Annotated in this window: 10 protein-coding genes; all 10 read left to right on the plus strand. The window is 34.5% G+C overall.

The window, feature by feature from the left end; all coding sequences use genetic code 11:
* Positions 1 to 295: 295 nt before the first annotated feature.
* The 10 genes from U5907_07930 (at position 296) to U5907_07975 (ending at position 13,303) form a co-directional block, all read left to right on the plus strand.
* Complete coding sequence (locus tag U5907_07930) at positions 296 to 1,147, plus strand: tyrosine-type recombinase/integrase (protein WRQ32501.1); 852 nt, start codon at positions 296 to 298, stop codon at positions 1,145 to 1,147.
* Between the two features lie 272 nt (positions 1,148 to 1,419).
* Complete coding sequence (locus tag U5907_07935; protein ID WRQ32502.1) at positions 1,420 to 3,006, plus strand: ABC-F family ATP-binding cassette domain-containing protein; 1,587 nt, start codon at positions 1,420 to 1,422, stop codon at positions 3,004 to 3,006.
* 286 nt (positions 3,007 to 3,292) lie between these two features.
* Complete coding sequence (locus U5907_07940) at positions 3,293 to 4,063, plus strand: aminoglycoside 6-adenylyltransferase (protein WRQ32503.1); 771 nt, start codon at positions 3,293 to 3,295, stop codon at positions 4,061 to 4,063.
* A 181-nt stretch (positions 4,064 to 4,244) separates the two neighbouring features.
* Positions 4,245 to 6,287 carry a DUF262 domain-containing protein gene (locus U5907_07945; GenBank protein ID WRQ32504.1) on the plus strand — a complete coding sequence of 681 codons (2,043 nt, stop codon included), beginning with the start codon at positions 4,245 to 4,247 and terminating at the stop codon, positions 6,285 to 6,287.
* Positions 6,288 to 6,587: 300 nt separating this feature from the next.
* On the plus strand, positions 6,588 to 7,151 hold the full coding sequence (locus U5907_07950; GenBank protein WRQ32505.1) for a hypothetical protein: 564 nt from the start codon (positions 6,588 to 6,590) through the stop codon (positions 7,149 to 7,151).
* 172 nt (positions 7,152 to 7,323) lie between these two features.
* Positions 7,324 to 8,001, plus strand: a complete 678-nt coding sequence (locus tag U5907_07955) for a hypothetical protein (GenBank protein WRQ32506.1) — start codon at positions 7,324 to 7,326, stop codon at positions 7,999 to 8,001.
* Between the two features lie 279 nt (positions 8,002 to 8,280).
* Positions 8,281 to 9,378 (plus strand): TlpA disulfide reductase family protein, encoded by a 1,098-nt coding sequence (locus U5907_07960; protein WRQ32507.1) that lies wholly within the window; start codon positions 8,281 to 8,283, stop codon positions 9,376 to 9,378.
* A 331-nt stretch (positions 9,379 to 9,709) separates the two neighbouring features.
* Positions 9,710 to 9,925: a helix-turn-helix transcriptional regulator gene (locus U5907_07965; GenBank protein WRQ32508.1), complete on the plus strand. Its 216-nt coding sequence runs from the start codon at positions 9,710 to 9,712 to the stop codon at positions 9,923 to 9,925.
* Position 9,926: 1 nt separating this feature from the next.
* Complete coding sequence (dcm, locus tag U5907_07970) at positions 9,927 to 11,159, plus strand: DNA (cytosine-5-)-methyltransferase (GenBank protein WRQ32509.1); 1,233 nt, start codon at positions 9,927 to 9,929, stop codon at positions 11,157 to 11,159.
* Complete coding sequence (locus tag U5907_07975) at positions 11,144 to 13,303, plus strand: ATP-binding protein (protein WRQ32510.1); 2,160 nt, start codon at positions 11,144 to 11,146, stop codon at positions 13,301 to 13,303. The genes dcm and U5907_07975 overlap by 16 nt, the downstream gene beginning before the upstream one ends.
* Positions 13,304 to 13,306 lie beyond the last annotated feature (3 nt).

Here is a 13,306-nt window from a genome sequence, read left to right on the forward strand (position 1 = left end):
AAAGCAAAAGTGGGGCTTTGTTTTTTCCACCCGGCCAAGAGCTAGCTCTTGCCGGAGCGAAAAAACAAAGCAACCTGTATGGCATTGCCATACAGGGGCTCTCCACTCTTGGGCTGTATTGCCGACCGTTGCAGGATCACCGACCGCAGGGAGGTACTCCTGGCTTTGGGCTGTTTTGCCGACTATTCCAGGATCACGGAGCAAAGCGACGTAATCCGGCAAACAAAACTGCAGATAACTCAAAATCATCACATTTTTTTGTAATTTTATACAAACAAAATTGGAGGATAGAGATATGGAGAGAGAGAACCGAAAAGACGTAGCCTTTTTCGAGGCGTGGCTCAAGAGTAGCAGATACAGTACCCGGACAATCGAGGTCTATTTGAATGCCATCAATGTATTTCTTAATTACTTCGCAGATAAAGATCCCGGGGATATTACAAATTCAGATTTAGTGCTTTTCAACAGGAACTACATCCTTAAGCGCGGATATTCAGCCTCATACCAAAATCAAGTGATAAATGCCATCAAACTCTACTATCAGAAGATTGAGAAAAGGCAACTCTCAATTGAAGAGATAGAGAGACCCAGAAAATACCGCCCGCTCCCGAAGGTCATCTCAAAGCAAGTCGTAGAGCAAATGCTTGTGTCAATTCCCAACTTCAAACACAAAACGACACTCACTCTTGTTTATGCCTGCGGTTTGCGCAGAAGTGAAATCCTGAATCTAAAACTCATGGATTTGGATTCCAAGCGTAAGACATTGACTGTCATAAATGGAAAAGGGCAGAAGGATAGGGTGCTGCCATTAAGTGATAAACTTATGGATATGATTATCAGATATTACAAAATGTACAGACCGAAAAAATATCTGATAGAGGGACAATCACCCGGAGAGCAATACAGCGAAACAAGCATAGAGAATATCTTTCACAAATATTTGGGAAAAATTATTAAAAATCATAGCTTTACACTACATTGTCTGCGACACAGTTATGCCACACATCTATTAGAGGCGGGAGTAAGTTTGAGATACATTCAGGAGTTGTTAGGACATAAAAGCAGCAAGACAACTGAGATATACACATGGGTAAGTATGACCGGCCTCCAGAAGATCAAAAACCCTACAGATGACTTTGACTTATGAGTAAAACATTAACTGCATCCAATTGCTTAATTTATATTATTCAATAAACCTGTTTCAAGCCCCATTACTTCAACTCCTTGATTCAACTTTATTGTATACATAAACAAGTTAGCGGCTATATTACAACCGACCGTGCTAAACAGAAAGTTCATATATTTGCAGACACAAAAAATTAAGTAAAGACAGAATGTAAAAAATAATTTCTTTCAGACATATCAGAACAACAACCGCAAAGCGGTTGCTGTATTGTTTCATCTTTAACGAAAGAAATTATGTTGATTTTACAAAACATTTCATATACACACCCAAGCAAAGATTTACTGTTTAGCGACATCAATCTGACAGTAAACAATCACGAAAAGACAGCTTTAATAGGCAACAACGGAGTAGGGAAATCTACCTTGCTCAAAATTATTGCAAGCGAACTTCAACCTTCAAGCGGACAAATAAACATTGACGCAGAGCCGTATTATGTTCCGCAAATTTTCGGACAATTCAATCATTTGACAATAGCACAAGCGTTGCGAATTGAAGGCAAATTGAACGCTTTGAAAGACATCTTGAACGGAAACACAAGCGAGGAAAATTTCAATTTGCTGAATGACGATTGGACAATAGAAGACCGTTGCAAAGAGGCACTGAACTTTTGGCAATTGGACGGCTTAGACTTATCGCAAAAAATGGAAACGTTAAGCGGAGGACAAAAAACAAAAGTTTTTTTGGCGGGAATTTCCATTCATCAACCCGAATTGGTTTTGTTGGACGAGCCAAGCAATCATTTAGACGTTTCGGGCAGACAACTTTTGTATAGCTTCATTAAGTCCACAAAAAGCACATTGATTGTTGTAAGCCACGACAGAAAATTACTAAACTTGTTGGACACAATTTGCGAATTAAGTAAACACGGAGTTAAAGTTTATGGCGGTAATTACGACTTTTACAAAGAGCAAAAACAAATTGAAAACAACGCTTTAAGTCAAGACATTCAAAGCAAAGAAAAAGAACTGCGAAAAGCCAAAGAAAAAGAACGGGAAACATTGGAACGACAGCAAAAATTAGACAGTCGTGGAAGAGGCAAACAAGAAAAAGCGGGCGTTGCCCGAATAATGTTGAACACTTTGCGAAACAATGCAGAAAACAGCACATCAAAAATGAAAAGTGTTCACGCAGAAAAAATCGGGGGCATTTCGCAAGACTTACAAGAACTTCGTTCTTCGTTGCCTGACATTGACAAAATGAAGTTTGGTTTTGACAATTCAGCATTACACAAAGGAAAAGTTTTGTTTACGGCAACAAATATCAATTATGCTTACCACAAACAACCGCTTTGGAAAGACAATCTGAACTTTCAAATTACAAGTGGCGAACGAATCGCATTGAAAGGTACAAATGGTTCGGGAAAAACTACTTTGATAAAACTCATCTTGGGCGACATTAAACCGCAAGCAGGAACAATTTACCGAGCAGACAACAAAGCGGTTTACATTGACCAAGACTATTCTTTGCTTGACAACAAACTAAAAGTTTACGAACAAGCCGAACAATTCAATGTTTCTGCATTACAAGAACACGAAATCAAAATCCGGCTCAACCGCTTTTTGTTTACAAAAAATGATTGGGACAAATCTTGTAGTGCTTTGAGTGGTGGCGAAAGAATGCGTTTGTTACTTTGTTGCTTGACGATTAACAGTAAGTCACCAGATATTATTATTTTTGACGAGCCAACAAATAATTTAGACATACAGAATGTTGAAATACTGACAGCAGCAATAAATGAATACCAAGGGACAATCATTGTTGTGTCGCACGATGAAACATTTTTAGAACAAATAAACATAGAACGGACAATTGAACTTTGATAAAAATACAGCCGCTAACAAGGTATTGCCGCAATGGGGGGTAAAGTGCTTCTATGAAACTTTTGTGCTTAAACAAACGGTAGTACATCTATTGAACTTTGGTGCTGAAAATCCCCCACTGCGGCAATACCCGAACCGTTAGCGGTAATTTTACGAAAACGACATAAATACTAAAAAACAATCCGATGAAGCTATAAGTAACTGTTTAAAAATAAAAACAGAAATAAATCATTACTCTCAAAAGTTATGATGATTTGTATTTATCAACAATTTAAAATTTACAACAATGACACAGTTACAAATGATTAACAAAACCAAATCAATAGCTCAACAAGACGAAAATGTTTCCGCAGTTTTTATGTACGGTTCATTTACTAAAAATGAAGGTGACAAATATTCTGACATCGAATTTTACATCTTTCTAAAAACCAAAGAAAACTTTTCGGCTGAAGAATGGGTAAACCAAGTTTATCCTGTCGCTTTATATTTCATTAATGAATACGGAAGTGAAGTCGCTATTTTTGAGAATATGATTAGAGGCGAATTTCATTTTTTAAAAACAGACGAAATAAAAATCATTAAATCGTGGGAAGGAATTGTTGCGTTCAGTGATTTTGACCAAATGAATTTAATTGACAAAGACGGACTTTTAACGGAAACGCTAAATCAAATCAAAGTAAAATTCCCTGATAGAACCACAGACGAAAATATTTTGTGGCTAAGCCAATCATTACTGAATGTTTTGCTGACAACGAACAATTTAATCAAAAGAGAAGAATTTGCCCACGCCCACCAAAGCTTGACGACTGTTCAAAAATACTTACTTTGGCTCATCAGAACAGTAACAAATAAAACTCAACATTGGGAAAGCCCGACGAAAAGTTTGGAAAAAGATATTGACCAAGATTGGTATTCAGAATTTATACTTACAACATCTGATTTAAACCCTAAAAACATAAATACAGCCTTTCAAAATTCATTGAAAATATCTGAAAAGCTGTTTGACAAACTAAATGTTGGACTAAAACTCAAAGAAATATTAAAAAGAATTGAATAAAAAACTACCGCTAACATCGCATATAGCCAATGGCGGGGGAAGTGGGTATTTGAAGCTTTGTAGCCCGCATCAGCTTCTGTGCTGGCGGACAGGTATGCAGCCCGCAAACCGCCACTGGCCATATGCGTAACCGTTATGCGGCACTCTATGATGACAGAACCGAATTGATAATACAAAATAAATGAAAGACTTTTTTACTCTTCAAGAGATAGCGGACTGGCAACTACATAATGACAAGTCTCAAGTTGAATTACCTTCTATTCAAAGAGGTTTTGTTTGGAAATCGAAGCAGGTTGAAGATTTGTGGGACTCCATTTTAAGAGGATATCCCATCGGTTCATTTCTTTTTTCCAAAAGTGCTGAAAAATTATACCTAATGGATGGACAACAACGGTCTACATCCATCTTTTTAGGTCATTTCAATCCGTACAACCCAATTGATGCGACAAAAGCGTGGGCAATTAAAGGAGAACTTCCAGTATTGTGGATTGACATTAAACCCGATACAAAACCAAATTCGAGTAAATATCTATTTCGGTTGACAACACGTTCTCATCCTTGGGGCTATCAGGCAACAAATAACGAATCCAAACTCAATGTATCCGACAGACGAAAAGCTTTAGAATTTTTTCAAGAACACCCAAACAACAATGGTGGATATACGTCATTTAAAAACTCAACAGTATTTCCATTTGATTGTAATTATCCAATACCCGTTTGTTTTTTCATTGAATCGGAAAATGTTGAAGAAGTAATATCAAAATGTGAATCATTTCTTCCTGAATATCTCTCTACCAAGAGAGGTGGTTTTAAAGACAGGTCTGAGTTTATAATCTCATTAAAAACAGACTTAACAATTGAAATAAAAAATGTATTCAATGACATTGAACGTGTAAAAAATACCGTTATAAAGTCAAACATAATTGAAGACCGTGTTTTAAATGAGGAAAATGAATCAGATAATCCTACACTTTTTGTTAGAATTAATTCAGCCGGTACAACTCTTACTGGCGATGACTTAATTTATTCAATTTATAAAGCATCGTTTCCCGATGCAAAAAACCTAATTGAAAATATTGGGCTAAACTTTATTTCTCCAACGCAAGTTCTTTCTCTAGTTTCAAGGATAGTTTCCTCCGAATTAGACAATAATATCTACACTAAAAAACTGAATGTTAGAGATTTTCAAAGAAAAATCAAAAACGATGACTTCAAAAATCGACTTAAGGATTTAATCCAATCAAGAGAAATCGAAAAATTATTTGAACAATCTATTTCAATACTTTCTTGCAAAGACAACCAATTATTCGAAGGTGAAATACCGCCAATCATAATCAAGCAGTTTATTAAAAGGAATCAAGAATTGTATCTTTTTTTCCTGTATTGGCTCCATATTGGTAAAGTTCAGCAATTAGATGATAATCTAAAATTGAAAATTGTTTCAAAACTAATTTGCTTTTCTTGGTTTGGCTTTGACAATTTGACTAGGTTATGGTCAGAGAATATTACAAACAAAGATTTTTGGCGTGAACCACTTAACAAATTGATATGGTGGGAAGGGGCTGATGGTATTCATTTTTTACTTCCGCCTAGTTTGTTGAGAAAATATTACGAACAGGAGGAAGTTGTAAATATGTTCAGAACCAACAATGAGCATAAATGGGGTTTATACCCAAATGGCGTTGGTGAAGAAATCATCTCTTTTTACAAATCAGTTAAAAAAGAAGAATTTGACCTTAATAAGTCAAATGAGTTCTTTTGGAAGTTCATTGGAAAAATTCAATATAACAAGCAAATGATTCTATTTGCTCAACGTCATTACATAAACTCGACATTTAAAGACTTCAATCAACTAGACGAGATTGAAGACACCAATGTCCCTTGGGATTGGGATCATATCTACCCAAGTGAATGGGTGTATAGAAAGGTGTATTGTAGTCAAAGTATAAAAGATTGGAACAATACAAACGGTAATTTTAGAGCAATTTCATTAGAACATAATAGAAGCAGAAGTAATCAACAATCACCAAAAGACATATCTAATGCAGAAGAACGAGAATATTCATTTATTAAAGATAATGACTGGACATATTGGACAAACATTGACAACAGAATCTGGGACGATAAAATTGAAAATCATTTTAAAGCAATAATAACAAGGACAATAAATATTTATGAGTGCTTTTGGAATGAGTTAAAAATAAATGAACTTATTGAGCAATGACGAGAACAAAAGAAGAGCGACCGCATAACATCACCTATACGCAAGCAGGGGTTTCGTGCTTCGTAGGACAGGAAAGTGATATATTTGAAGTTCGGTTCTTCGTAGGAAATTTCAGTAGTGAAAATCCCTGCCTGCGTATAGCTGCAAAACGTTGTGCACTATACAAAGAGACGATTACAGGAGAATAACGGAGATATGATTTTAAAGAAAGAAGATAACCTGACAATTAAGAATTATTGTATGCATATGTGGAATGGTAAATTTATATTGAAATATTCAAGAAACTAAAACGATAGAAACATGACTTTTTTATTGATTGTAATTTTCGCATTTCTAATTCTAATAGGACTAATCTTATTGACTTTAAAAGTCTCAAAAAGACTTGGATACAAGAAAACAGGAATAGTTATTTCAATTTTAATAGTTTTGGTAACATTGGCTATTCCATTAGGTTTCTTGGTTGAAGACATTTTTTTTACAAAAAATGATGCGATTGAGTGTTTGCAAGAACATGATATAGTTTTGAATGATGACTTTCAATTTATTAATAAAGAGGTTTCGGGAGTTATGGATTATGTTCTTCAATTTGAATTGAAAATTTCCGATACCGACAAAAACCAAATATTAAAAAATTTTAGACAGTCAAACCATCTGATAATAGTAGACCAAGATATTATGTACGATATACGTCCAAAAGACTATAAAACAAGAGAAACTGATACAATAATGTACGCTATATACGAAGAAAACAATTATTGGAATTTGCAGTATTGCAAAGTTTTGACAAATGGATATGTACAAACTTGGGATTTGATACAAATTTCAAAAAATGACAACATGATTAATTATGTTAGAAATCAATAATGTACAGTGCACAACAAAGTGTAAATGCCATAAGGGTTTCAGAGTTATGCGAAGGTCAGTAGTCCGCTCTAACTTTTCGTGTAATTTAATAGGAAATCACCCGCAATCCCTTACGGCACTTACACTCGACCGTTAGCGGTAATAGTATCACGACAAACGAACAACAAGAAAAATGACAAGAATTATTCAAAAATCTGACGGACGAGGAAGTTTAAAAGACATTCAAGTTTTGGTTAACAAAAACCAAGACCTCATTGATAATTTGATAAAATCGTCTTTTAATGAATTGGCAAACCAACAAATCATTTGGACTTCTCCAATAGAACAGGACGACTTTGCCGAGTATCGGGACAATGACTTTTTAGTAAAAGTTGGGCTTGACCCGACAGAGATTAAACTGGACGACTTTTGGCCTGCAAAAGGTCCGCAATGGGATGCATTAGCTAAAACGACAGGCGGACACGTAATTCTTGTTGAGGCAAAAGCAAATATTCCAGAAATTGTCAGCCCTGGGACAAGTGCTAGTAAAAACTCAAGAACAATTATTGACAAATCTTTAAAGGAGACAAAGACCTTTTTAAATTTAACCAACGACATTGACTGGTCAGGTAAATATTATCAATACACTAACCGACTTGCACATTTATTTTTTCTGAGAGTTAAATGTAACAAACCGACATTTCTCGTAAATGTTTATTTCATAGGAGATGACACAGTTTCTGGACCAAAAACAAAACAAGAATGGGAAGCAGCTTTAAAAGTTTTACATACATACTTAGGACTTACTCGACACAGATTAAGTGAGTATATGACAGACATATTTATTGACGTTAAAGACCTTAAACAATAGAGTAATGACACTTCACCTCAACAAAGGACGAAGAACTACTACCGCTAACAGCCGTTTTGCGTCAGGCGGGCTGACGTGCAAACGTGAAGGTTTGTGCTTCTATTCAGCTTTTGTGCAAGGTGAAAGTTTAGTGCTTCTATTCCCGCCCGACCGCAAAGCGGCAAAACGTTATAATCAATCCACCAAACTGGTTTTGAAAGTCTGAATACTCATGCTAACGGGTAAAAATTGACAGAGTGAAAAGCAAAAGAAATGAAACAATTTAACAATCTATATACTATGAGAAACATACTGATTTGTGCATTCATTTTAATCCATTCTCTATGTTCAGGTGATGGCATTATAAAAGGGGAAATTAATATTTCCGGAACGGCCTTAAATTATTCAGATAGTTCAATGTTAATTCTGACCAATGTAGATACTCATAAGCACATTGACACTGCCTATATTATAAACAACAGTTTCAATTTTAATGCTCCTAAATCTGAACCTACTGGTTATGGAATTTTTTTCAGAATGGAAAACCAGCCTCGAGATGAGTTCTTATTTTTCTGGAAAGAAAATGTTGACATTTCAATTAATGGAATTAAAGGCGAGATGAAATATGCAAATGTTGAGGGTGGAATAGTACAGAGTCAACAAAATAGCTATAACAAAATCATAAAACCATTAAGTCTGCATTTCGATAGTATAAATGCAATCATTAATTCCGGTGATGTAAAAGATGCAGAAAAAATAAACTCTCTGAATTTACTATTAGATACTATAATAGATGAAAGAGTTGTCTTGGGAGCTAAATATATAATGGAAAATCCCAACGCTTTTTTAAGTGCATCCCTACTAGCCGATTTTACACCTTTACTTCTAAAGGACGAAATAAAATCACTTTACGAAAATTTGTCTCCAAAAATCAAAGAGTCTGCTAATGCAATAGCTGTTTCTAATTTTTTAAAAATTAGTAAAGATGTAAAAATAGGTGACATTGCCGACGATTTTGAACTACCAGACTTAAATGGCAACAATGTTGGGTTGAAAGACTTTAAAGGTAAGTTTGTTTTACTAGAATTCTGGGCATCAGGTTGTGGTCCTTGTAGAATGGAAAATAAAAACTTATTGGCAAACTATAAACTTTATAATAGTAAGGGATTTGAAATAATTAGTATTTCCAACGAAAAAAATAAAAAAGATTGGGCTAATGCAACAAAGAAAGATTCCATAATTTGGGCATCTGTGCTTGGGGATACGGAGGTAGCAGCCAAATACAATGTTAAATTTATCCCGTCAAATTTTCTAATAGATCCAACTGGAAAAATTATAGCAATAAATATACAGGGAGACCAATTAGGAGAAAAACTAAAGGACATATTCGGTGAATAAGGAATGATTATAACAAAGGCTATAAATAATGGCGGGTGAAGTACATAATTGAAAGCTCGTAACCCGCACCAGCATTGGTGTTGGTTGATAGCGGACAACCACGCAAACCGCCACTATTTATAGCCTCAACCGTTACAAGCAAGTGTGAAACCCAACGCACGGTCAAGCACACTTGGTTTTTCCCAACACAAAAGCCAACGCCAAAAACCAAAAGAGCTTGCCCTTTCCACACGCAGTAGAGAATAGACACGAAAGTAACTAAATTAAATACATTTGTTTGCTAATTCGAAACTTATGTTTACATTTGCGAAACATCACTAAGTAAATAAGTATGACTTTTCTTGGTAAGTATCTTACAGACAAATCAATAAATAAAGCTGAGGTTTCTAGAAAGACTGGTATTAGAAAGTCTAGACTTAGTCAACTAAGCACTAAGGAAAATACTAATCTAAAAGCAGAAGAATTATACCTTATTGCCAAAGCAATTGATGCAGACGCGAACGAAATTCTAGAGCGAATTTACGGACATTTAAAATTGAATAAATAATATGGAAAAACTTAACTTCATAGATTTATTTGCGGGTGCGTCTGGAATGTCAGAAGGCTTTATTAAAGCTGGATTTAATCCTATTTCACATATCGAAATGGGCAAAGATGCTTGTGATTCAATTAAAACAAGAGCAGTATATCATTATCTGACAAAGGAAGGAAATGAAAAAAATTACATTGACTATCTAAAAGGTAATATTTCACGGGAAGAATTATATGGACAAGTGCCAAAAGAAGTATTAGATTCAGTATTGAATATAGAAATTACAGATGATTCAATAAAAGGCATTTTTTCGAAGATAGATACACTTCTAAAAGGCGAAAAAGTGGATTTAATTATTGGCGGGCCTCCTTGCCAAGCCTATTCATTACTTGGTCGTCATCAAGAGAATATCGAAAATGACCCTAGGAATAAATTATATATTCAATATGGAAGGTTTCTAAAACAGTATGACCCTAAAGCATTTGTTTTTGAGAATGTACCTGGTTTATTAAGTGCTAATAAAGGGCAGCATTTTAAAAATCTTAAAGCATATTTTAGAAAATTGGGCTATGAGGTTTATCACGACACTTTGGACGCATCAGATTATGGTGTTTTGCAAGCGAGAAAGAGAATAATAATTGTTGGGTGGAAGAAGGATATAGACTTCGGTTTTCCAGAAATTGAAAAAACTAATAAAGCATTTGTTGTAAACGACATTTTCAGAGATTTACCTAAGTTAAAACCTGGAGAAGCAAGACAGATTGCTAACTATACAGTTGAAAAAAATGAGTATCTAGAAAAATTTGAACTAAGAAAAGGTGTTGACTTTGTAACACAGCACATTTCTCGACCTCACAACGAAAGAGATTTGGAAATATATAAAACAGCAATCAATAAATGGAATAAAAACAACGAACGTTTAAAATATCCTGATTTACCTACTGAATTAAAATCACATAAAAATGAAACATCCTTTATTGATAGGTATAAAGTAGTAAATGGAAATGGTGTTTCTCATACTGTCGTTGCACATATAGCGAAAGATGGTCATTACTATATTCATCCTGACGTGAAGCAATGTCGTTCAATTTCAGTTCGAGAAGCGGCTAGACTACAGTCATTTCCAGACGACTTCTACTTCGAAGGTTCACGTTCGGCTGCATTTAAGCAAATAGGTAATGCAGTTCCGCCACTAATGGCTTATGCTATTGCAAAATCAATAAATGAATTACTATGTCAGAAGAAGTAACGGAAATAAATCAAGACAAAGAAATTCCAGTTAGGTTTAAGCCTAGAGCTAGGCTACTTATTCAGTTGGGAGATCAATTGATTAAAAATGAGAGCATTGCCTTAGTTGAGTTAGTCAAAAATTCATATGATGCTGATGCTAATATCGTAAACATCTATATGGAGAATGTAGATGACCCTGACAACGGAGTAATCATCATTGAGGATGATGGTTATGGTATGAGTCCTGAAATTGTTGAGAATGTTTGGTTAGAGCCAGGAAGTGATTTTAAAACACAAAAAATCAAAAATTTAGAGGTTTCCCCTAAATATGAAAGATTACCAATTGGTGAAAAGGGAATTGGTAGGTTTGGAGTTCATAAATTGGGTAACATCATTGAAATGACGACCAAGTCAAAAAATGACAAAGAGGTATTTGTCAGAATTGATTGGACGGATTTTGAAAATTATAAATATCTGGAAGATGTTCCGATTACAATAATCACAAGAGAGAAACCAACTTTATTCAAAGATGGAAAAACAGGAACAAACATTTTAATTTCTAAACTCAGAAAAAAATGGGAAAGAGGAATCGCAAGAGAAGTGAAACGCTCAATAACTGCTCTTGCTTCACCTTTTGAACAAAACGATTCTTTTAAACCATCTTTTGGTATTTTAGACAAACCCGGTTGGTTTGAAGGGTTATTGAATTGGCAAGATGTAAAAGAATATTCTTTATACAGATTTAAAGTAACACTTGATGGTAGCGAAATAACAAAATTCGAGTACGAGTTTACTCCTTGGTCATCAATGACAAAACTATTTCCCCGAACAATTTCCGAGAGCGATTCAATTGTAGAAACATTCAGGACAATCAAATACATCCAAGGTGAAAAGGAAGGACAAAAGTTGGATTTATCAGCTCACAAAATTGGAGAAATCATTTTTGAAGGTTATGTATTTGATAGAGATTCATTCGTGATGAAACTTGGTGTTTCTGATAAATCAGGCTTTAAAAAATATCTTGACAAAAATTGTGGCGTTAAGGTTTTTCGAGACAAACTAAGGGTTTATGATTATGGAGAACCAGAAAATGATTGGTTAGGTTTAGATTTGAGACGAGTTAATCAACCTGCTAAAAAATTAAGTAATAATATATTGCTTGGTTCTGTTTCAATCAATAGAAAGGATAGTTCAGACTTGATTGAAAAAACTAACCGAGAAGGATTTATTGAAAACGAGGCGTATGAAGCATTTCGAAATTCAATTTTACATACTATTGAGATTATAGAAACACTAAGATATCAGGACAAATTAAAACTTAGAGAAAAATATGGTCCTACTCCCAAATCTGCTCCTGTTATGTCCACATTGGCAGAAGCAAAAAGATATGTAGAAGACAAAGTAAAAGAAACACCTGTTCAACAACAAATAATTAAATATTTCAATAAAATAGAATCTGATTATAAAACTATTAGTGAAAACCTGTTAAAAGCGGCAGGTGCTGGACTTAGTATGTCCGTTGTAGTTCACGAGGTTGAAAAAATCATTTATGAAGTTGAAAAAGTATTGGAGTCAGAAAAAGCATCTGAAAGAGTTTTAAGCCTTGTCAAACACCTCTCATCTTTAATAGATGGTTATGCTGAAATAATTCGTAAGTCTAGCCAAACTTCTGAAAACATAGTTGCGATAATTGACCAATCTTTATTTAATACCGAGTATAGACTTAAATCACATAGGGTTGAAATAATAAAAGACTACAAGAATTATAGAGGCCAACAAAAAATAAAAATTGCACGAAACCTTTTAATTGGTAGCATTATGAATATAATTGATAATGCAATTTATTGGTTAGACCAAAAGGAATTTAATGCTTTAGAAAAGAAGGAAGATTTTCAAAAAAAGATTTATATCAACATTATTGAGGAAGAAAATTTCATCAATTTACTCATAGCCGACAATGGCACTGGGTTCATAATCCCGACTGATAATATTGTTGAACCATTTGTTTCTGCTAAGCCTGGTGGAATGGGATTAGGTTTACATATAGCCAATGAAATTTTAGAAGCTCAAAAAGGCAGATTGATATTTCCTGAAATAGGTGATTTTGAAATTCCAGAAGAATTTAAGAACGGAGCAACAATTGTTTTTGCATTTAAAAAGTAAGTT

The organism is Bacteroidales bacterium MB20-C3-3, from assembly GCA_035609245.1.
GTDB lineage: Bacteria > Bacteroidota > Bacteroidia > Bacteroidales > UBA932 > Bact-08.